The sequence below is a fragment of the Nostoc sp. CALU 1950 genome, from assembly GCF_051172895.1.
GTDB classification, from domain to species: domain Bacteria; phylum Cyanobacteriota; class Cyanobacteriia; order Cyanobacteriales; family Nostocaceae; genus Nostoc; species Nostoc edaphicum_A.
In genome coordinates, this window is sequence record NZ_JBDNJQ010000017.1 from 25,477 (window position 1) to 47,701 (window position 22,225).

20 protein-coding genes are annotated in these 22,225 nt (G+C 40.9%); 6 read left to right on the forward strand and 14 right to left on the reverse strand.

Going from position 1 to position 22,225, the window contains the following annotated elements:
* Positions 1-91 precede the first annotated feature (91 nt).
* The 14 genes from ABF638_RS07545 to mobV form a co-directional block, all read right to left on the reverse strand.
* A complete protein-coding gene (locus tag ABF638_RS07545; RefSeq protein ID WP_114083224.1) occupies positions 92-583 on the reverse strand; it encodes a relaxase/mobilization nuclease domain-containing protein in 492 nt (163 codons plus the stop codon).
* A 5-nt stretch (positions 584-588) separates the two neighbouring features.
* Complete coding sequence (locus ABF638_RS07550) at positions 589-2,358, reverse strand: type IV secretory system conjugative DNA transfer family protein (RefSeq protein ID WP_435021603.1); 1,770 nt, start codon at positions 2,356-2,358, stop codon at positions 589-591.
* Positions 2,359-2,360: 2 nt separating this feature from the next.
* Entirely contained in the window at positions 2,361-3,560 is a 1,200-nt protein-coding gene (locus tag ABF638_RS07555) for a hypothetical protein (RefSeq protein WP_435021605.1), read from the reverse strand.
* Positions 3,557-4,312 carry a hypothetical protein gene (locus tag ABF638_RS07560; RefSeq protein ID WP_435021607.1) on the reverse strand — a complete coding sequence of 252 codons (756 nt, stop codon included), beginning with the start codon at positions 4,310-4,312 and terminating at the stop codon, positions 3,557-3,559. The genes ABF638_RS07555 and ABF638_RS07560 overlap by 4 nt, the downstream gene beginning before the upstream one ends.
* A complete protein-coding gene (locus ABF638_RS07565; protein ID WP_435021609.1) occupies positions 4,309-5,862 on the reverse strand; it encodes a TrbI/VirB10 family protein in 1,554 nt (517 codons plus the stop codon). The genes ABF638_RS07560 and ABF638_RS07565 overlap by 4 nt, the downstream gene beginning before the upstream one ends.
* Entirely contained in the window at positions 5,859-6,650 is a 792-nt protein-coding gene (locus ABF638_RS07570; RefSeq protein ID WP_435021611.1) for a hypothetical protein, read from the reverse strand. Before ABF638_RS07570 ends, ABF638_RS07565 begins: the two co-directional genes overlap by 4 nt.
* Before the next feature lie 147 nt (positions 6,651-6,797).
* A complete protein-coding gene (locus ABF638_RS07575; protein ID WP_435021613.1) occupies positions 6,798-7,898 on the reverse strand; it encodes a hypothetical protein in 1,101 nt (366 codons plus the stop codon).
* Positions 7,899-7,950: 52 nt separating this feature from the next.
* Positions 7,951-8,670, reverse strand: a complete 720-nt coding sequence (locus ABF638_RS07580) for a hypothetical protein (protein WP_435021615.1) — start codon at positions 8,668-8,670, stop codon at positions 7,951-7,953.
* A gap of 1 nt (position 8,671) precedes the next feature.
* On the reverse strand, positions 8,672-11,491 hold the full coding sequence (locus tag ABF638_RS07585; protein ID WP_435021617.1) for a hypothetical protein: 2,820 nt from the start codon (positions 11,489-11,491) through the stop codon (positions 8,672-8,674).
* Between the two features lie 32 nt (positions 11,492-11,523).
* Positions 11,524-11,847 carry a hypothetical protein gene (locus ABF638_RS07590; RefSeq protein ID WP_435021619.1) on the reverse strand — a complete coding sequence of 108 codons (324 nt, stop codon included), beginning with the start codon at positions 11,845-11,847 and terminating at the stop codon, positions 11,524-11,526.
* Between the two features lie 83 nt (positions 11,848-11,930).
* Positions 11,931-12,524, reverse strand: coding sequence for a hypothetical protein (locus ABF638_RS07595; protein ID WP_435021621.1), 594 nt, complete (start codon positions 12,522-12,524; stop codon positions 11,931-11,933).
* A gap of 340 nt (positions 12,525-12,864) precedes the next feature.
* Positions 12,865-13,383: a DUF192 domain-containing protein gene (locus tag ABF638_RS07600; RefSeq protein ID WP_435021623.1), complete on the reverse strand. Its 519-nt coding sequence runs from the start codon at positions 13,381-13,383 to the stop codon at positions 12,865-12,867.
* Complete coding sequence (locus ABF638_RS07605) at positions 13,380-15,008, reverse strand: AAA family ATPase (RefSeq protein WP_435021625.1); 1,629 nt, start codon at positions 15,006-15,008, stop codon at positions 13,380-13,382. Before ABF638_RS07605 ends, ABF638_RS07600 begins: the two co-directional genes overlap by 4 nt.
* Positions 15,009-15,115: 107 nt before the next feature.
* Positions 15,116-16,822 carry a MobV family relaxase gene (mobV, locus tag ABF638_RS07610; protein WP_435021627.1) on the reverse strand — a complete coding sequence of 569 codons (1,707 nt, stop codon included), beginning with the start codon at positions 16,820-16,822 and terminating at the stop codon, positions 15,116-15,118.
* A 536-nt stretch (positions 16,823-17,358) separates the two neighbouring features.
* Here mobV and ABF638_RS07615 point away from each other — a divergent pair.
* The 6 genes from ABF638_RS07615 (at position 17,359) to ABF638_RS07640 (ending at position 22,170) form a co-directional block, all read left to right on the forward strand.
* Positions 17,359-17,844 (forward strand): hypothetical protein, encoded by a 486-nt coding sequence (locus ABF638_RS07615; protein WP_435021629.1) that lies wholly within the window; start codon positions 17,359-17,361, stop codon positions 17,842-17,844.
* Between the two features lie 271 nt (positions 17,845-18,115).
* Entirely contained in the window at positions 18,116-19,372 is a 1,257-nt protein-coding gene (locus tag ABF638_RS07620) for a hypothetical protein (protein ID WP_435021631.1), read from the forward strand.
* Positions 19,373-19,441: 69 nt separating this feature from the next.
* A complete protein-coding gene (locus ABF638_RS07625; RefSeq protein WP_435021633.1) occupies positions 19,442-20,692 on the forward strand; it encodes an AIPR family protein in 1,251 nt (416 codons plus the stop codon).
* 132 nt (positions 20,693-20,824) lie between these two features.
* On the forward strand, positions 20,825-21,229 hold the full coding sequence (locus ABF638_RS07630; RefSeq protein ID WP_435021635.1) for a hypothetical protein: 405 nt from the start codon (positions 20,825-20,827) through the stop codon (positions 21,227-21,229).
* Between the two features lie 347 nt (positions 21,230-21,576).
* Complete coding sequence (locus ABF638_RS07635) at positions 21,577-21,951, forward strand: hypothetical protein (protein ID WP_435021637.1); 375 nt, start codon at positions 21,577-21,579, stop codon at positions 21,949-21,951.
* Between the two features lie 57 nt (positions 21,952-22,008).
* Positions 22,009-22,170, forward strand: a complete 162-nt coding sequence (locus ABF638_RS07640; protein ID WP_176727056.1) for a hypothetical protein — start codon at positions 22,009-22,011, stop codon at positions 22,168-22,170.
* The last annotated feature ends 55 nt before the right edge of the window (positions 22,171-22,225 follow it).

Consider the following 22,225-nt stretch of genomic DNA (forward strand, 5'->3'; position numbering starts at 1 on the left):
CTTGCTTCGATTATTGTTTTCCGAGAGTGAAGAATAGAATAGGGTTAATTCTCTCCCTGCTCAAGAACAGCTTTTCTTTCTACATTCTTGTCTAACCACAACAGTTACAGAATCGTCTTTGCAAATATTTGTTATGAACAGGGTTGTCGATGATGAGAGAACAAGATTGGCGTAGAACCTCATATTGTTGCCAGTTAGCCCCCAAGCATTTGATATCGATGAGTTTACCTTGGGGCGTAATGCGATTAAAAATAATATGAATATAAATATTGCCCTTTTGAATATCTAAAAAACAGATATACTGCAAATCATGCCAGCCGATACCGTGAATATATCGGTTAACAATTTTCAGACAAGATTCTTGATTTAGTTGGATGTAAGTGTTTTTTAGGTTGATGATAGTATATATGCCCAAATTCCTCAGCTTTCGTCTAGTTTTAGATAAAGTCTTAAACTCCTGAATAATTTGCAGGGGAGGCAGACTAATATCAATAAAACTACCATTTGCTAAAATTTTCTCTTGAGATAGTGTCTGAATTAGTTCAAAACTGCTAATTTTTAATTCTTCAATAATCATTTTCATAATAATCAAATTCCACTGTTAGATTTGTTTTGATTAATCATGCTGCCGACTTCTTTGAATGTTAGTCCCGAATTATTAGAAATAGCTTGAGGGTTTTCGGGAAGCGGAAAGCGTGAATCAACTTGCTTAACTCGCAAAGCTAAATCTTGCTGTGAGGGAAATTTTTGTGTACTCTTTCTAGCTAATAAACTGACAATTCTTGTCCATTTAAGTTGATTGTATTTCTCAATATTTTTGAGTGACTCATTAATTTTGATAGTTTTGAGTAAAGGAACAGACCCCTCCTTTTGATTGGCATAAGCCGGATTAATAAAAACACATTTGCCAGCAATTAGTTTGAGAAATTGAGCCGATTCAAAAAGCTTTTTAGTTTTCTCTTGGTCACTAATACTAGTGCTATTATTTTTACTACCAGTAGAACGGCTTTTTTGCTTGTACTTAATCTCTTCATCACCCAAGAAGTTGGAGAATAATTGGGCTGACTCGTTCTCACCAGGATTGAATATAAACTTAGTGCTGCAAGCCCCCAGGATCGCCTTAGCAATATCCTTACCGTAGTTCTTCTCAAGCTGCCCCATATTTTGGAAGCCGATAAGACCGCAGAAGCCCTCAGAACGAGATTCATTCAGCCATCTATATAAATCAGGCAGATAAATAGACGGTAATTCATCCAGTGCAACGATCAGTGGATCTTTCCGTTTTTTGGCAATGTTACGGGCGATGGTCATGTGTAAAATGCTGGTCATGAGAGGCCCTACTGCATCTCGGCGTTCTCTGTCCAACCCAAAAATAATCATCTGCTTACCTTTAATTTCCAAAGGTAAAGTTGTCTTACCGATGAAACAGCCCAAGGTGTTTTTCGCCATAAAGCGAGTGAACATAATACTGGCGGTAGCAACAATGCCTGCAACAGTTTTTTCAGATGCAGCAGAACTGAACAGTTGCCCAAAAGCAATTTTTACCCAAGGATTGAGAGAAGCAGCCATCAGGCGTTTGACCATTTGTTCGCTAGAAAGTATCGCGGCGCAAGTCATAACATCTGCGAATTGACCGAACTCTTTAGCTAACATCAGAATTGCCTGAGTCAGCTGATCCCCCGACGGGCCAAAGAAACCATCTTCAGTTGAATTGCCCAAAAGTCGGAAATTCTTATTGATCACAGTGGAAATTTGTCGGGACGATTCGGCATCACTACTATCCCGAAGAAAATCTAAAGGATTGCAAACTTCAGATTCAGGAAATCCCGGTGCAAAGATGTGAACATCATAGCCCTTATATTTAGCATAAGCAGCAACTTTCGCTTGAGATGGGTATTTGAAGTCATAAACTATACATGGAAATTCCTGATCAATTGCCGAGTAAATCATCGGGTTAATGGCGCTGAATGTTTTACCGCTACCGGGAGCGCCAATGACTGCCGTACCTCTTTGCACATCAGGAATATAAAAAGTAGTATTAGCACCTTTTCCCTGATGCTTACCAATGTAAAGTGCCGCACTATCACATTGGGGATTGGCGATTTGCAAGATGGCTTTTTTCTGAGCAGTAGCAGTTTCTTTAGCTCCACCCCAATAAGAGGTAGCAATTTTCTTCTTGTTAGAGTCGCCAAAAAATACCCTGAGCAAAATGTAAGCGCCAAGCAAGGATAAAACTGCTAGTCCATTGGGGGTGAAAAGAGAGTGAGTGTACTTGCCAATTGCGTCTGAAGGATTTTGTAATTGCTCAAACTGAAATGTTTGAGGATTAGCGCTATTTATTTTGAAAGATTTGCTCATATTTAAGGTAGAGAATTAGGTTGACCAAGAACGATAGGGTCTTTCTCTCGGTACTCAATAAAAGGTACAGGCCCAATGAAGTATGGACTGCAAGTGCGACCAATGAAGGGTATAGTTTTGCAGATGCGGAAGAACATAGTAGTCTCCACCTTTCCACTGCCTTCATCAATATTCCAAACAACTTGCTTAAAACTAGAGCCAAAGGGGTTCCTGCCAGTAGGCTCTTGACCATCATTGAGAGCTTTTAAAATGCCAAATCCACCATTAACCTTTTGGAATTTCCCGGATATCCACTGTGTTCCAGTAGTCTCACCAATGCCGGACATTTCCGCATGAGCGCAATTGCTTTGTAGACAGGGAACATTAAAGCCATCTTGATAGCTACCAGATATGGAACGGGTACGGTTAGCCTCAATATCTCCCAATGGCAGATCAAATGAAGCAACAAATGAAAGGTCAAGTGTTCTCAACCCCGGTAAATTATCCCAGGTGAGTGTTGATAATCCTGGTACACCATCAATTCTGGAGTCTTGCCAATTCCCAAATCGGTTAATAGATGTGTTCTGGATATTAGGAATGGATGTCAAAGGATAATTTTTTAAATTAATTACTCGACCAAGTTGAACATTACTTAAATTGTCATAGCGGCTGAGATTAGCAATTGTGCTGCCATTAATGCCAAATCTTCTAGCAAAATCACGGATAGGTATAACACTATTAACATTTCTATTACCCAAATTAGGAACGGCTTTGACCAAATTTGGTAAAGTTTGCCATTGAGTTAATTGAAAATCATCTAATGTTAACCCACTTAAATTGATTCCTTGCGCTAAAGCTATGGTTGAGAGATTTAAATTTTCTATTGCTAATTGAGGTGTTTCAAAATCTCCCAGTTCCATAAACTCGCTAATGCTTTGTCCTGCCGTCCAAGTTCTAGTTTCTGTACCTCTTGTGCCTGGATAGCTAACACTCCCACTAAGAGAAATAATCATGTCGCTAAAACGCAAGCGCGACCAATCAGGAGTAAACCCATTAGGAGAATTGATAACGGGTACTTGTGCTGAAGCCTTGGGTAGCAAAAAGCCTACAAAAGAGTTCAATAGCCCATATCTTATGAAACTATGAAGAAATAAGCTACCTAATAAACCAAAACAAATGAAGTAACGTAAGGCGTTATCATTGAGGCGAAAAGATGATTTCATAAACTATTACCTTGTCTTAAGTTATCAGAATTATTATTCAAAGCAATTAATTTATTAACTAAGTCTTGAGAGACAGAAGCCTTATTAGTAGCAGTAGAAATGTCATCACCTGCTTGTAAATAACCGATTAAGTTTTGCAATCGTTGATGTAGTTCATCTTGCTGATTAATCCATCCACTTCTAATAGCGACAACAATACCGCCTCGAATTTGATTAATTGTTTGCTGTGTTTTAACTAATGATTGGAATTGAGGCTTTGGGGCTGTTTGTTCTCGTGCCAGATCATTCTGGATCGTTACCTGACTATATTTAGGAGTGCCATTACTTGTTGCTAGCCGAAAACTGTAAGCTTTACGCTCCCCAGAGGATGACTGCGTAATTACTGTTAACAAAGTAGTAGATGTTTGCGGTATTCCGGGAATGTTTACTCTCTTGATCCGCCGCAGGTGAATCAGTCCAGCGCCGGGGCTAGAGCAATTCTGATCTAGTCCCGATAAACAACCATCTGTGTCAAGCAGAATTTGCGACGGATCATCTAACCAAACCTTTTTAATTGTCTCGCCAATTTCATAGAAAGAAATTGCTACACCGTGACCATTCCAGACGTTGATAGTTTGTAGTTTGGCCTGCGTCCCACTAGCTTGAGTTTGTTTGATGGTGCGAACGACTGGTGCAGCAATTGTGGATAGTGGAGTCGCGGCGAGAGCCAACGCTAGAGTGCCGCTTGTAACTGTGTTAATTATGCTTTTCATGGCAACTCTAAAGAGCGATTTACATTAAAGGTAACTTTGGTTCCCTGTGGAATAAACCAAGTATTAGGGCGAGAAGTAATTTCTTGAGTATTACGTTGATTACGTTGGCTGATGTTTTGGCTAACTTGACCAAAAAAACCTTCTACTAACGCACCAGTGAGATTGCGCTGATTGCCACTACTACGTCTGCGAATCCTGCCTGTGAATTCATCAGAAATTTCTTCTTCACTATCCGGTTGGTTCATAATCTCCCCAACCTTCCCCAATGCAGACACAGCACCACCAAACAAGTCACTACGGGCAATCTCGCCACCCCTGTCCTGAAATCTTCGAGCTATTAGGGGTCTACCACCAACTCCTGTCACGGAAATCGCACCCGCAGAAATAGGATATTCTGTATTATCTAATATGATCGCTCTGACATAAGCGACAGCGTAACTGCCGCCATCAACTGAAGCTAACTCGACTGCTAGCATTGTTCCCGAAGGAATTGCCACTTGCCCATAGTTATCGCGTAAATCCTCTTGCAGTCTAGCGACAGACCTAGTGTTATTAGAGGTTGGTGTTTGTGTCTGTGTCTGCCCTGAATTATTAACTGTGGCTTGAATTAAAGATGTAACAAGGACACCACTAGCAAAAGTGCCAACGGTAAGGTAGCGAGTTTGTTTGCCTTGGAGAATTTGGCTTTCTTGAGGTAAATAATTGTTAGCTAAAGTAATCTTGTTAACTTTAGAAGTTGCTTGCCACCTGGGGCGGATCTTTTCAATCGAGTCGCTTGAGTTTTGCGGCGTGGTTTGGTCAAAATTATTTGTATCTGTTTGTTCATTCGGTTGATTTTGAACTGCTTGAGTAAGATCCGGATCTAATAAAGATTGTTTGCTGGTGCTAGTTTCGGCGTATGCGATTTTGCCGTAAGAACCGATGCCACGGAGTTTGTTCAATTGCTCAAGGGGATCTAGGGGCGTTACTGTCCGTGCAGATATAGAGGATCTTGGAGAAAAACTCGTGCGTGTTGGTGGCGGAGTGTAGGTTCTAATCGCTTGTGGAGTAGTCTGAGTTACGCGACGTGATTGTGTATTTTGAACACTCCGTGGCGCAGGTCGTGGAGATGGTGGGTTAGATGGCACAACCTTTTGGTCTACTGAAACTGGTACTGGCGCTGGTTGGTCAAATCTATTTTTGTTAATGCGACCTAACTCATCTTCTTGATCCGACAGAGCGAGTTTTGCACGCGCATCACCGTCTCCATCATCACTTTCTTGGGCTTGTTCAGTGGTCGGTATTTCCTGCGTTTTCAGACCAATCTTTGGTGATGGTGCGGGATTGAAAACACCATTGAGCATCAAAAATATCGCTAAAAATCCAACTCCAAAAGGGACAGCAATTATTGCTAGTCTTGACCAAGGAGAAGTAACAAATGTGTGCTTAGTTGGTACTAATAAACTTTTTGGTTCTGGTGCTTTATTACCATTAGTTTTATTAACATCATCTATTTTAAGCAAATCCTCTAAAGTCGATACAGATCCATTTTTATTATTCTCTTCACTCATTTCCTTCTCCCGAAGTTTAAATCTACAATTTCGGTAATTTCTAATCCGGCGCGACGGGCTGCATAAATCTTCTTGGCTAAATCAGTGGTATTAGCTGGGATATATTCTGGATTAGAAATTGAAGAAACTGTAACGGTTTTGTTGAAAGCAATTCCTTTACCTAAGTTATTCTCACGGTCAAAAGTTACCAGCGTCCCAATAAAATCTATTTCCCATTTCCCTGCTTTAATTTGGCGTGGTTGAGATATGAATCTGGGGATTAAAGATACTTGAGTATCACCATTGAATACACCCGTCGGAGTGATTGATGCTAATTTCTTGAGAAAGGCGGGGCGAAATCCTTCATTTTCACTTAAAGCAAATGCAGCATCATAGGCTCTAGTCGTAACCTTACTATTAGATTTTTTATTAAGTCTACCTACTTCTACCCCAGTATCTTGCTTAGTGATAGGTTCTCCTTTCTCATTAAATATTTTTACTAATCCATCCCAATTAAACGTAGTAATAAACGTATCAGATACAAATTTTTTAATTACTTCATCAGACCGTTCTTTTGGGTCTACTGCTCTAGCGGTAATTGTCTCTCCTGATGAAAGTTGTACTAATGCCAATTGTTTTTTATTTAAAACACTAATTGCTCCATAATTTAGGAATTGTAATAGCAGAGAAAGCGCAGCCATTGAAAATCCAGCTAGAGAAATTATTCCAACTCTTGTTGTTACATATTTGTTGTAATTAAGTAATTGTAATGGTTCTTTTGGTTGAGTTTTATTTTGATGATTTAGCATAGATTTTATTGTCAGAATCCAGGAGTCAGAATCCAGGAGTCAGAATGTTGGAGAAGAAGAGTGAATCCTTTTCAATCAATAGAAGAGTTATGCGCTCATTACTTTTAAATTCTGGCTTCTGAATCCTGAGTGCTGAATTCTTACGTTTTATTTAGCTAATTTTCCGACTAAACTACCACCTTTAGTAGCAACACCTTTAGCAACCTCAATGGCAATCCCACTGTAAGTTTCAGCCGCTTTATTAATTTGAATTAAAACAGAAATACCACCACCAGCCGCTAAACCTGTAGCTAAGAATGGCGCAATTATACCAATTGTAAATAGGAAAAACATTGGCTGATAAGATTTAGAATCAGCGACTAATTGCCCGGCGAAACCAACAATGATATTGAAGCAAAGTTTGCCAAAACCTATACTGAAATATCCGACTAACCAACTGTAGATTGATTTAGCTCCGTAAGGTAGCAGAGAGCCACCAACAGCTATAGGCCCCAGCAGTGCTGTTACGAGCATAGTCAGTTCAATTCCCCATTGGTAAGCCCCATTCATTCCGACTAAAATTATCGTAACTATGTCAGTAACAGCAGACCCAACAAAAGCATTAATAGGAGATAAAATTAAATCAATTCCATTTGCTTTACCATCTTTCACATCATTAAAAGCATCGATAGCGCCATCAATTGCATCTACAAACCAAGAAAAAACTCCATTATTTTTGTTAAACTTATCTGGATATTTTTTGGTTAAATCTTCTTTAGCTTGATTCAAACAGTTGATTTCTTCTTGTTGACTTAAAGATGAATTTCTACATTTATTTACAGCAAGACCAATAGCGCTACGTGCTGCTTCAGTTCCCAATGCACTTTCATACGCTTGCTTGAGGTCAATTCCCGCAGCAGCCTTGCTAAGAACTATATTATTTACATTATTAATATAGTTTCTAATCCCCAAAGTTGATTTTCCTAAAACATCTCCGCTATTACTTAGGAGATAGACAACTATTAACGGCCAAATAAAATCAGTATAAGCTCTTTGTTCTTCCCCCGCCATCATTTTTTTTGTCCATTCAACGACGAAGAAAGTTAGTGTTGCTATAGCGAATAAAGCTCCGACTGTACAAATTGCTGAATAAACACCACCTGTAATAGTTTCGTTCCAAAGCTCATCAAATCCTTGTGCTACTGAAGCTGCATTTTCTCTTGCTAAATCAGCTAAATCGCCACCATCTAATTGCGCTAGTAAAAACATGATTTGAATCCTTGCTCAATACAGTAATTTTGAAAGATATTTGAACGCTACATCAGTCAGCAGAAGTAGGATCTAGCCGTGCATTAAGTACGACTTCATGTAGTAGAGACAATCTGCCATCTTCTTCGGAGTTCTCCTTTTTCCGTTGGGAGTCAAGATGCTCCGCCACTTGTGTCAGCATCAGGTTAGAGTAAGCATTGTCCTGTCGGGCTAACAGCGAATCAGTACGTTGTTCTGCTAACATCGACACAATTAAGCCGTTCTGAGCAGCGATCGCTTTGAGAACGTTTTGAGAGGCATCCATGTCCTGAGCTTGATCAGAAATATCTTTTGCTTGCTGGGCAATTTGTGCAGTAGTATGAATTTTTTCTTGAGTTTGCTGCTGTCCTTTTTCGCTGACCACGCTAGCGACAGAAGCCAAAGCTAGGTCACGTGAGAGCTTCTGTGCTTTTTCTTGGGCGACAGGATAAGAATAATCGTCCTTAAGTGAATCCTTCAATTGATCAGCCGAAGCAATTGGGTCAGGCGCACCCAATTGTCCGATAGAACTATCAATTGCCGCATTAGCGTTTTCTTTGATGTCAGCCCAAGCACTGTTAATCTCATCAGATGCCCAGGTTTGAATTTCACCAACTTCACTTTGAAGATCCGAAACAATAGAACTAAAAAAATCGTTAATGCTGATGCCATAGCTAGGTGCAGTAATAAGTAAACTGCCAAAAGTAGCAGCAGCTATCGCACCAATAGTCAATTTCTTCATGATTGGTTTCATATTAGGCAACCTGTTTGATATTTGAGCGGGAAATCAAATGTTTAGCCAAGTCTGATAACTCTTCCCCCCGAATCATTCTGATATAATCCTCACTAAATTTGACTAACCCAAGCAGAGGATTATCTTGATAGTGTTTGAGAAACAAACTGCGTAATTCCTGCTCGTTGGGATTATTAGCAACTGAGGCTAATAAACAGTAGGCGGGATAATAGCGGCAGAAAGTAAGCTTGCCATTATCATCAAGCAACCACTGAGAGTAAATCCCTGACTTTTTTGGATAAAAAGCTTCTGTACTATTGACCCTGATGATTTCAATAGGATATTTAAAGCGAACAATAAACGGGTCAACGGCTGATGATTGAATCCTGCCTACTAAACGTGTAGTAATATTGGCAAATATCTTTTGTGCAGATGCGCTCTGATATATAGTCTCTGGTTCTTGGGCAGAGATAATGACGCGGATACCAGACTTCGCACCATTGGCACACAATCGCCCAATCAGGTCAGCGATCGCATCGAATTGAAATAAGATTGGTGCTTCATCAAGGAAGAATATCGAAGCTTTTGATGATAATGCGCGACGTAATGCCGCAGCATAAGCACTAAGAGCGAGTATGGCAGCATCAGCTTCACTCGATAAATTACGTAAAGCGAATACTAACAATTTGGCATTAGTTCTAAAACTGGATGGGCGTGAGATGGATTGCCCGACCCTGGTACTCAACCAATAATTTATTCTCAGCCTGATTTGCTCTAAGGCTTCGGAAATCTCTTGACTCTTACTAGCAATAGAATCTAATTGTATGAAAGCTGGAGAACAAAAATTATAAAAATCTTTGAGTGTCGGAGTCTCGTTCCAATATTGAGTTCCAAATCCATTTTGTATTGCTGACTTGTAGCGTGATTTAATTTCATCATCATTAAAAAATGTTTTTAAAGCTAAAGCAATGATTGACTCAATATTGGTGGTAATCGTTGGGTTGACACCAATCATGCTCGTCCCTATCACCATTGTCATCAGCACTGATTTCAGAAATTCCTTAAAATCGTTCAATCGCTCATTTCTTAGTTCTGCATCCAAAGAGCGCAAATCAGGTAGTTCAAAAAGATTGTTTGATTCTTTGGAGATGTCAAAGTATGCCCCATCTTCACCCAGCAGATTGGTGTAGTCGGTAAAAGTGGATGTCCCGTCTGGTTTGGGATAGTCTAATGCCACTACCGGAATATCTTGTGCAAGCGCCGGAGTAAGAATACCTGCCACCAGCACAGATTTACCTGAACGAGTTGCGCCGAAGACTGCCAAATTCTTATGATTCTGGTATAAGTCTAGATGTACTGGTGTGCCGCCTTCTTCTGCGATTAGCTCAAAGCCAGTGCGATCGCCTGTGGCAGTCCTGATCAACGGCATCAGCCCTGGTGCTTCCGAACTAAAATATGGCAGTCGGCGGTTAAAAGGCTTGGTTAACAACGGCTCCCAAACAAATGGGCAACACTGCAACCATGTCTTCCAGGCGTATTCAATCTCCCGGTCTACTACCGCCGGACGCAAGAAATAGCTGGCAAGATATCGGCAAGCTTCGTCTAATTCCCGTGGGGTTGGGCGGTGGACGAGAAAAGCAACTGCGGTATGCACTACTACACTACCTTTATATATTGTCTTCTGCGCCTCTACAGATTCCTCAATATTCATTCCCGATTTGACATCAATATTTCCTTTTCCTGTAGATAAAGAAGTGCTGGTAATTGATTGTTTGGTAATGCGTTGAAGATTTGTTTTAGAAATAGCTTGATTTGCCTTTGTTAGCTGACAAATAACCTCTGTATCAGAAATACTATCTCTAGAGATTAATTCCCACAAATAACGTAATTGGGCTTGTTCGTCATACCATCCCCCTGGTTTTTGGCTGAAGTTAAGCGCTCCAATATATTTATTTTGTAGTCTTATCCATTTCCTATCAAAAAATGGCACAGATAGCTCATTCTCTAACAGATGGTGGCGGATATGAAAATCACTAGTTTGAGTTTCTACTAGTCCATTGGCAGAATCTATCTTTAAAGGATTAGGAATTGCTGGTGGCGATGACAGATTGAATTGCTGCCAAATCATTTCCCATATTTCTTGGGCACTCAGCACCCTAATCCCAAGTTTCATTTTACTACTTAGTATGGCTGACCATTGCAAAAAACCATTGCTAAAGGAATTTTGGAGAATATTTTCAATTCTGGTATTGTTATGGGCATGAATTTCTCCAGTAAAAGAAAACCAACCTTTTTCTAATTTTCTGATAATCGATTCGATAAAATCATGATAACTTTCATGATCATCAATAACAGTGTATGTACACCATAGCCGGAGAAACTTATTCTTTCTAGTGCCACTTTGAGTTAATTCTTTAACTCGCAATCTTTCACTGCGAATCAATAGCTTTAACTGATCTTGAGAGCAGGTTGACTCTAAAGAAGATAGTTCCTTTTGTCTATAAAAATCTGAGGTAAAAGACCCTAAGTGTATTGTGAGACTTTCGCCTTCGGGAATTTCTTTTAACCCCGCTTCTATGCCCTCAAAGATAGGCAGCATTTGCGATGATTCCAAATTCGGATGAATTCCTAAACAATCAAAGCAGAATTTGATTTGAATATTTTCACCTTTCTTGAGAATTAATGCGCCTACGCCCTGCCTACCTCCTAAGTTGAGGTCGCAAATCCCCCCTAAATGGATAATATCTTCAAAGGGAGTGAGCATTTTCACAACACTAATCTGCTCGTTTTCTAATGCGATTTTACCTAATTTATCTTTAACTTTCTTAGAAGAATTTGGCATAACTTTACTAATCGCTGAAATTTAACTAGAACTTAGAACTTATTTTTCTGACGACTTCCGCCTTCCGACTTCTGTTGTATTGATTGAAATCTCATATATCCCCTACTAATTCGAGGGACGCTGACGAACTTACCGAAAAAGTCTTTGTTTGTAGAAATTGTCCACCATGTTGCCCATCCCCAAGCAATACTTAAGCTAGTACCTAACCAACTTGTTTTCAGTAGATAATTGAACAGAAAAACATTGACTACTGCTATTAATGTCCAGGCAAATATTTGGTCAGCAGGGAATGGCCCTAGTCTTGGTCTTTCTCCTAAAATCCGATTTACTGTCCGAAAATCATGTTTATTTGACATATTTACTGAATTTAATCAAGAGTTATCAGCTATTAATTCAAATACGTATTTATCAATAACTGATAACTTAAAAAGCTTTCTTACTAAACCTGAACAATCAAACCAGTAATTAAATCTCCAACAAAAACTGCCATAACTATGATTAATGGAGTTCTTGCTAGCGTCTGCCAGTCTTCATCATTCCGGGCAGATTGAATAATCCGAACTAGACTGATCCCAACATATAATAGGAATAAAGCTCTTAATACATTGAAAAAAAGCGCGATAACTGCTGCTGTTTGTCCATTGCCGGCATTACCAAAAGTGGTGGTCATCCAAGTTTGAGCATTATTGAAAAACTGAGCATTAGCTGGAGCCGCCGCAAAATCAATTAGGCAAATTACTGCTAACAGCGCAAACAACACAGCATAGAGATTAACTCCATACTTTCGTTGTAGTTTATCGAAGTTAGTAAATAATGCTTGTGACTGTTTCGGCAAGGCAATCACGATGGCAGACGCAATCATAAATCCACCCATCAATATATTGTGGACGGACATCTCTGCTATCATCAACACACCAGTCACACCCATCAGTGTAAGTGTGCTTTTTGTCGCCCTGTCATTCTTTGGAGAAGGTGAGAGGGTTGCCGTTGCCGAAGTGGAAAAACTTTCTAGATATTCGTAGTCAGTACGCATCTCGTTCTCCTGAACGATTGGATGAGGAATACGCACATTCTTAAATAAGTCAGCTTCAAGATGGAGACACTTTAGTACTAAAAAAAAATAGCACAAAAGTACTAGTATAATATTGCTAACATTCATTCTCTAAGTATGCAGAAATCAATTATATTGTTAGCAACCTTTTTGCTTGATATATAATCCCTGCAATTATTTATTAGTATAAATAATTTTGTAATTAGCTCAGTAAGGTAGAAATGTGGAGATTGACTTTTGCTTGGTTTTGTGTGTTAAAGCCTGTTTAATGCAATACATACGTTTTTGGCAAATTGCCATCACAACCTGATCGCAATCGATATCATTCTTTGGCTGATGATAACGGTTGGATGTTAAGCCTGTCGCCAACCTTGATATTGGCAGCGCCTGTTGCTAGTTCTAGCACTTGATTGGCAACTTTCCCCTTGTAGATAGGGCAAGGGGTTTTGTAACACGGTTGGGCATTGTAAACCGCAGTTGTCACCACATTGTCCTTAAGATAAAAGATGTCTAATGGAAAATTTACCTTGTACATCCAGAAAGGCACGTTGTAAATTTCTCCTCCCAGGTTGAATAACATTCCGCGCGAACCGTTTAAGGATGCTCGAAATTTCAGCCCTTTCTCTAATTGCTCTGATGTAGAGGCGACTGAGAGCTTAAATGTGCGATTGCCTTTCGTGAGAAGGTGCGTAACTGGTAAATCCTGGGGACGAGTTTGGACGTAACCAATCGCCACAGTGCCAATGATAATTGATACTCCAGCGACAGGGCCTAGTATGTTCAGTAAGTTGAAGGCAGCAACGTATAAATCCTTTTCGGAACTAATTTTTAAAGTTTTCATGTTTCACCAAAAATATCAACATTGCCGAGACTATATATAGATGAATCAATTGAACTAGATGGAAGGCCATGTAAAGCCGCAATGTTACGCATACTTTCAACTCGGTCAGCTTCGCGGATGGCCAAAGGATTCATACTCTGCCTTGCAGCCAACAATGCCGACAATGTAATCTCAAGTGATGGCAGTTCGCTAGCTGGTGCAACATCATCACCAAACATTTCACAGAAACTAAAGACGGCGGCACGTTCAACAATGGCTTGAATCTCCGCCCCCACACATCGCTGCGTGGCTTTGAGTAACCTTTTCCATTCTTCTTCGCTGTACCCATCGCCCCGATCACGGAAACGAGGATCGAAACGGGCTAAGTGAATCTTGAATATTTCGTGCCGTTCGCCGTAATTTGGGAGATCCACCTTGAAAATCTCGTCGAAGCGTCCACTTCTGGTTAGCTCTGGTGGTAGCCATTGAATATTGTTAGCCGAAGCGATAATTAAAACCTCACTAGTACGTTCTTGCATCCAGGTCAAAAGCATACCAGCGAGGCGTTTGGATAAATCATCATCCCCGGCAAATCCTTTGTCGAAGTCGTCCAAATACAGTATTACACGGTTAATTCGGTCTACGAGTGCGAGTAAATTCTTGAGCTTATATTCAGCCAAATTACCGTAACTGCGGAAACTACCCCACTCCAAAATAATCAGAGGTAGCCCCAATAGTGCAGAACTTGCTTTAGCCGAGTAAGATTTTCCTGTTCCCGGTGGGCCGATTAGTAAAATCCCCTTGGGTAAGCGCAGATTATACGCTTTCGCCAATGAGGATAGAAGGCGCTTATAAGTTTTAAACGCTTGCTGGATAAGTTCTAAACCACCAATGGGTGTGCTTGGAGGTTGAAGGAACTGAATATTATAAATTCGCTTAAATAGGTCAATTTTGTAAGTGGACAGTTTTTCTACTAACTCATCCGGTGTAATTTCATGATTTGCAATAGCCTGTCTAATTCCATAGTCAATGTCTGCCAAGTACATGCCTAAGCCGGCGTTCGCTGTGGCATGAATATCGCTGCGACTGTAATCAGGTAATACTTGGGCTAAGTAAGTGCTTATTTCCTCTATAGCTGGCAGTTGTTGAATGACTGTCGGAACTTCGGGGGCAATGTCAGATGACACAGTGGCGTTTGACCCTAAGAGAATCGCTGCTTTGTTAGCATTGCAATTGTACAGCTTTAGGTTAATGAGCGCTGACTTAATCCACTCGGAAGTCAGAAAGAAATCGGGGTCAGTGGTAGACTCTCCCAGCCAGGGGAATATACCTTCTAGTATCAGGATTCCTGATAAATCAGTAGTTTTCCAAAACCGCAGAATTTCAAAGTAATGTTCGCGTCGATTCTTGGCGATCGCCTGATACTGGTTAACAGTTTTTAAACTTAATCCCTCCTCATTAGTAGATAACTGCTGTAGCGCATCATCTTCCAGCGTCCACAGGTAACAGTTAATGTCCAGGCGCTGGCATTCACTGGCTAGATTGATGAGCAGCCTGACCCTCTCTTGCAATGGAGACTCGACAGCAATCAGCTTATTGTTAAGCTTAATTAATCCAAATATTTGCTTTGTTAACTCATTATTCATTAGGGCTTTAGTTAAATTTCACCCCAATATTATTGATAGCTAAAACTCTTTACTAGCTACTTTAGTACTGAAAAAATCGGTACTACAGTAGCTTGACTTTTTTGCAACTATAGCTCTAATTCCTCGTGTTTTTGTTGTGAATAACGCTGTTGCAATTGATGAGAGAAATTGATTAACTGCGTATTCCAATCCCGACTTTCGCACTTGAGTTGAGTCGAGTGTGGCAGCAGTTCTTTAACAGCCCATGCCACTGTTGGTTGACTAAAAGCTACCTGTACATGAGCCACATTACGTAATCTTTCAACAGGTAAATTTGAAGTGTCATCTACTGCCATGTAAACTGTTCTGTTTTCTGGTATTCCTTTAACCTGATATTCCAACATGGCTACTGAAATGGTATCAATGGGAGAGTCAGACAGTACAGCAGTGCTAGTTTTATCACTAGGCTTTTTCCCCAAAGTAAAGTAAAACCAGCTATTACGGCGAACAGTACCTAACTCATAACCAGAGAATTTATTGGTTGTACCTTCTAAGAAAGCCCCTTTGGTATTCCCTTCCAAGTCCCGCATCACAAACACTACATTTGCTTTTGAGTCGGCATAAACTAGACCCTGGTTATGTAACATTTGTACGCAATCAGAAGGTATGCCTCGTTTCTGGGTTAGGTAATGTTCAACGCCTGACCAGTTAGCTTTATCCTCAACGGGTGGGGTGAATTGGGATGCTGGTTGAGTTTGGATAATGTCAGCCGTAACTTTTTGAGCATGAGCGCTCGCAGCACGTTTTGCGCCGACTTCACCAAATCGCTCCCCTAACCATGCGATCGCTTGGACTTGGTTGCATTGATTAACGTGTTTCACTAAATCAATTGCATGATTACCTTCAAAATGAGAACCGGGAGCAAGGTCACTAAATTTAGAGCCATCTATATTAATGATGTGGCTTCCTCCTACCCATTCATTCCCTTTACGCCACAGCCCTAACTCCCAAGCAACATCATTTAAAGCTAAATCAGTTGACCACTCGATAAGCTTTTTTATTGATTGATTATCTTGTTCTAATTGTGCAATTTGTCGCCGTAACTGTTCATTTTCAAGTGAGAGAGCTTTGGCTGTAGCTTCCATTTCCTGTTTTCGCTGATTCGCCCTGTCTCGGTCGGCAGCTTTGGCCTTTAATTGCGCTGTACTTAGCTCATCAACTTCTAAGTCACGCCCCTCCTCCACAATCCGGTAAAAGTCTTTGATGTCCTGGTGCTGGGCTTTGCTTCCCTTGATACCGCGCTCTAGCCCAATTAGGCGCATCGTGTTGTAGTAAGAATCTTGAAATTGTTGGATTTTCTGCCGCCCGTCAAAGAAATGATTGCACCGTAGCTGCCCTTGATCATCAAGGGGGACAAAATAAGCGTGAATATGGGGGGTGGCTTCGTCCAGGTGTAACTCGGCGCGGACAATGCGATTGCCATATTCATCCGCTAACCACTGGTGAGTCGCTTCTACCCAGTTATCCAACTTTTGTGGTTCATAGTAACCGGCTTGGGTGGGGCAGTCGGGACGGAAATAACTGGGCGATGCACTCAACAGTAACTCCACGCAGTACACCGCATCAGTGCGAATCTTCCGCTTCTGCTCCGAGTCCCCTATCTTGGCTAAGACTAAATCCTCTAGTCGTTCCTCTGGGTCGAGGCTACCGATGAACCGAATATTTTTTTGAGTGGGATCTGCATTCGGGGTTTCTCTTTCTCGTGCAGTGTGAGATGCACTCCCTGATATATTACCCCGCTTTAATTTTTTTAATCGCGCGATCGCGTAGCTCATGGCTTCACATCTTGGATAAACTTGGTATCATTCTCAAGTAATGCTGATTTTTTTAAATTATCTAAATTTTGGCTACCCCTAAAATAGCCAAATTGCTGAAATGCGGAAATGGGTAAAAAACCGTAGTAAGTACGACTATTTTATTATTTTTTCAGAGAATTGTTAGCGGTTTATGCCCCCTTATTTCAGCGACAGTCATAGACCAGTTGTAGGACAGTCATAGGACAGTTGTTAATTAGGAGTGAGCCTGTGACTTTTATGCCCTAGAACAGTCATAGGACAGTTGTAGAGAAGTTTTAGAACAGGTGTAGAACAGTCACGAAAAAATGTATTGAGATATACAATTTATATTTTTTAACCACAACAAATATATATTGTTAGCGGAGTGAATAATGAATTTGTAAAAAGAACTTTCTTCAGCTAAACTGTACATAAGAAATTTCTGAATTTCGACTGTGCAAAGAAAATGGAACTACCTAACAACAGTGACAACAGTGCAATGAATAATTGCACAGAAACTTTGCCCAGACAAAAAAATGGAACAAAATCAACAAGTAATTCTTTCAGTTAAGCGGACGGTAGATACCGCAGAAGGTCATCTCCTAAATTATCTACAAACAGAACCATTTGACTTAGGGAAACTACCAGAAGTAGTGATGTTGACCCTGAAACAACATTGGTCGCCTTTTGCCATGTCTGCTGATGGGGTAGATGGTGAGCCTTTAAGACAAAGGGCTATATGGGCAATTCAACAGTTGGAAGCACAAGCGGCTTTAATTCGGACGGTATTTCTAGAACCATCAGTAGTGAAGACGGAGACATCAAGGGGCGAAACTCAAGCTCAAGCTCAACAGGCGAATGGTGTAGAGTCGAGTCTACACCAGACCCAGACAGAAGAAGTCCAAGCGTTAGAGCATCGTGATGACGATGAGATTGATGACGATGAGACTGATGTCGAATGGATAGATATAAAACCGTCACTAGAAATGCAACAGATTAATAAACTGTTTGGTATTGGTTAACTAAAGTGTCCTAACTATACCAATAACCAGTTAATGATTGCTCTCAAGGGTGAATAACCCGGATTTGTCACAAGCTCCTTTGCGTTTGATGATGAGTAATAAGTAATGGGTAATAAGTAAAATTTTTAACTCATAACTTCTTACTCCTTACTCATTACTCCTTACTTACTACTCATTACTCCTCCATTCGAGGTGTGGTGAGAAATTCGTGAATAAGACTTTTCAGGCAATGTCTATTTTCTTTTGCGATCGCACATAAATAGGAAAATGTATGAATACGCCCAACAAAGAGATAACCTCAACGATGCCAAAGATAGTAGCGTCGTTTGATTTAGGTGGCAGTCATAACCGAGGGATTGTTCAGATATACCCTTCGGGTGTGCCAATAGTGATAGCGATGAGTCCAGAAGTGGCAGATGTCAGCAGGGATTCAATAGCGCACTCATTTACACAGGTGCGGCTTGACTCGACTTGGGTAGGAATTGGGAATGAGTATTATGTATTAGGTGCTGTAGCTAAAGAGGCTTTTTTCGGTACACCAGCACTCAAAGAGTTGAAATTCCACTATGGTTTGCCAAAAATAGCGGGTTTGTTCTGGTTAGCTAGTTGGCAGTTGGGTTTGAATCAGCCAATGGAGGCTTTTGCACAATTGCTGCTGCCCGGAGGAGAAATTGCCGATGGCAAGGATTTAGGGAAGACATTAAGCCACAAACTCAATAAAGGAGTTAAAACGCCTAATGGTCAGTTGAAAGTGAAACTACTCAATTTTTCAACTTCTCCAGAGGGAAGCGGGATTATGTCGTACCGTCGTCGTGCTTTAGGTAGTGAGTTTGATAAAAAAAGTATTGGCTTGCTGATGCTGGGTTATCGTAATGCCAGTTTTTTACTATCATCCAAAGGGAACTTAGCTAAATTTGAAACTACAGATTTAGGGATGAGTTGGTTGGTACACCAATTTGTGGAGCGTACTGCTGTTGGGTTATCAAAGGATGATTTCCGATTAGCGCACTTACTGGTGCAAGCGCAAAATGGCAACCAAAATGCACTGCGTTCAATCTCACGTAAAGCTACCCCAACTGGTGTAGAGTCTGATTTAAAGTTATTTAACTCGGTCTTACCGCCTTTAGTTGATGATTACTGTCGAGCAATAATTAGATGGGTGAAAAATCTGGCTGTTTTGGATGAAGTGTTAATCTGCGGGGGAACTGCGGATTTGATTCGCGCCCCGTTAACCCAATATTTTGAAAGCGTTGGCATCCCCATTGTTTGGAATGGTGGAGTGCAAATTCCCAAAGGGCTTGATACTCAAGGGTTAGAAAATAGAATTGCTGATGTGTGGACAGCACATATTAACTATATCAAAATGCTCGATGAACATCTTGGCTATGAGCGCAAACAGAAATTATTCCCAGATAATTATCAAGCGCCACCCAATATGAATTGGACTCCAGCTAAAGACCTGTTCTCTATCAATGGGTTTTTCCCCCAACCCCAAACATCTAAGAGAAATCACAATAGCTCAAATTAAGCAATCTTGATGTTAGACAGAGATTCTGTCTAACATCGCCAAACCCTCTACCTGCAATAGTTTCAGAATATGCCCAAAACTTTGACTTTAAAAATAGACCAGTACATCAATGCGAGTCCTAACTGCATTATCGCTACTGCCCATGTAGATAGTTTTCCAGACCTCCCACTAGAGCCAAACATTAGAGAGCCGAACCGCAAAAGCTCAACCTACAGACAAATATTCGATTCGCTCTCCACTGAACCTGAAAAATTCTTTCAAAGAAATAACGGGATTGTGCTGTGTGTTAACAAGGTTAAACCAATAAGCAGGACTGAGCTAGAACTAGAAATACTTCTCTCAAACGAAGGCGGCAACGACGGCATTATCAACGGTGGGCATACGGTATTAGCATTTGAACAAGCTAGAGCAAATAAGTACGACCTCTCTCTAGCTAGGGTTAAAGTTACTATTCACATTGGGTTAAATGAGGATGAAGCGAAAGACATCGCCTTAGCATCCAACACATCAGCCCCAGTAGATGCACGTTCTAAAGTTAACGCCAGAGGTGACTACAAATTCATCAAACAGTTTTTAGCAAAATTAGAGATGGAGTCAGAAACGAAATTCCGCATTGCTTACTATCAACATCAAAGTGGTGCGCCGAAAAATCCACAGTGCAATGTCAACCATTTGATTAAGTTGATGAACTGCTTGGACAGGAATAAGTACAACCCGAATAAATCTAAAGGTAAACATCCACCTGTCAGCAATAATCCCTCTTTAAGTGATGCGGAGAGAGAAAGGTTGTCGAAATTGTTGCCGCTACTGTCCAAGGCCATGTGGATTGAGGAAAGGCTGTTTAAGACTATTGAGGAACACATCACCAACCCACGAAAGAAAGGAGTGATTGACCTAGCTTCAATTGATGCGCGAAAGAATACCCTTTTGCCCGACAGCCGTTACTCATTTGGGTTTAGTGCGCCAGCAGATATTGCTATGCCCATTGTTGCTGCTTATCGCGTGTTCCTGGACGAGAACTATAACTGGTTAATTCCTTTTGATGATTTCGCGGAGGACTTTTTACAGCATTTATGGGCAAACTACTACCGCAAGTATTTGGTATCAGAGAAGTTAGCTGGCAATACAGTTGGCAGCAAAATCTGTCGAAACCCAATCATTTGGGATAATCTCTACGTTTCGGCTCAAAACTATCTTAATCAACAATTGCTCAAGATGGTTGGGTCAAACAATAACAAGCGTGAACAACTGAAGAAGAATTCAGAAGTCAGAATTCAGGAGTCAGAATTAATGAGTGGGGGATTCAGACCCACCGCTTGATTATTGCACCACTGAATCTCCGATTTAGTGGGGGGTCTTAAACGCCGTTTATTTATCCGCCACTCGCTTAACCTTCTTCTGAATTCTGGCTCCTGGCTCCTGACTCCTGTTCATTAACATTGGCAAATTAATATGTCAGAAACGACACAATTACAAGTACAAGAATTAGCCTGCTTCGCCCAAGAGCAAGACTTCAATCAGCAATATCGTCAGTATTTTGGCGATGTCTGGGAAGAAGTTGGAGTTAGAGATATCTCCAAAATGACCATCCAAGATGCCGAGCAAACCTTGAAGGTACTAGCTGATAGTGAAGCATCTCCCCAATTCATCAAATCTCTACTAGCACAAGCAGCAATTGATGGTGCTACACCGCAGGTTTTGGAGTATTTCTTGAGTAGTGACATTGACTCAGATGGGCGGACTCTGGCGACTGTTTTATTTCAGGATCAAACGAACCCGTTGGAGGCGGATACACCTCTATCACCATCGAAAGCACAGGTTCTATCCCCATCTCTACAACCAGATTTGGAATGGTAAATATAGCATAAACTCGCTAACTTTACTAGTTACTCTAGTACCGATTTTTTCAGTACTAACGTAGCTAGTTCTTTTTAGAGGGCATATTTAAAATTCTTAAGTTAGGTATGAGTTCCATTTTTCAAAAAGCACACTAGTAGTCTGCCAACCCAAAAATGCGCTTTTTCAGACTGGGGACTGGTTTTGGGATTTAAACCTTTTCCCCCTGCCCCAAATCCTTGACTTCGTGGGGGCCCCAGCTTCCCCCTTCCCCCGCTTTCGTCACGAAAGCGAACTACTAGGGTGTAGTTGAATTATCGATTACACCTGTTCCCTCAGCTAACTCAACAACTAAAGAAGGCCATACTATGACTATATTAGGTATTAATAGACCTTTAGATACAACCCAGGCAAAACTGTGGGACGAGCGCGATTTGTCTACAAGCGATCGCCGCCGAGAGCATTTAGAAATTCTCCTGTGTCAAAAAGTCCAAAAAGGAGAAGACCCTACCTTGTGCGAACAAGTTTTGAATTATCTGTACTTCTCCATATATCAACAGAATCTCAATCGCATTACTGTCCAAAAGGAGAAAGAAAAGTCGGTCTTTGCATCCGTACAGCAAGTGATTATTACGTCTTTTGCTATTTTAGGGATGTTTGCGTTCCTTGCCGCCGCTTCCAACAAGTCAGTTTTGCGCTCGTCTGGGGTAATCCCTCCAACTATAGAACGGCAAGCCAATTAAGCAAACAGTTCGCTTTTTCGCCCGCCCAGCAGACAACGGAAGACCAACTGAAAGTATATGTGGGCTGAAGTAGTCAGAGAACACTCGGCATTCAATTCACTGCACATATTAATCATTACACCCTTTGCCATTTTAGGAATGATTGCCTTTTTTAACGGGGCGTTTCGCTCTGCCAAACCATCGGCTGCTGCTAACCTGCCTGCTGTTCAAGCTGATTAAAAGGATGTCACTAAAAAGCTGAAAGCGCTGTTTTATAATGCTTTCAGCTTATATT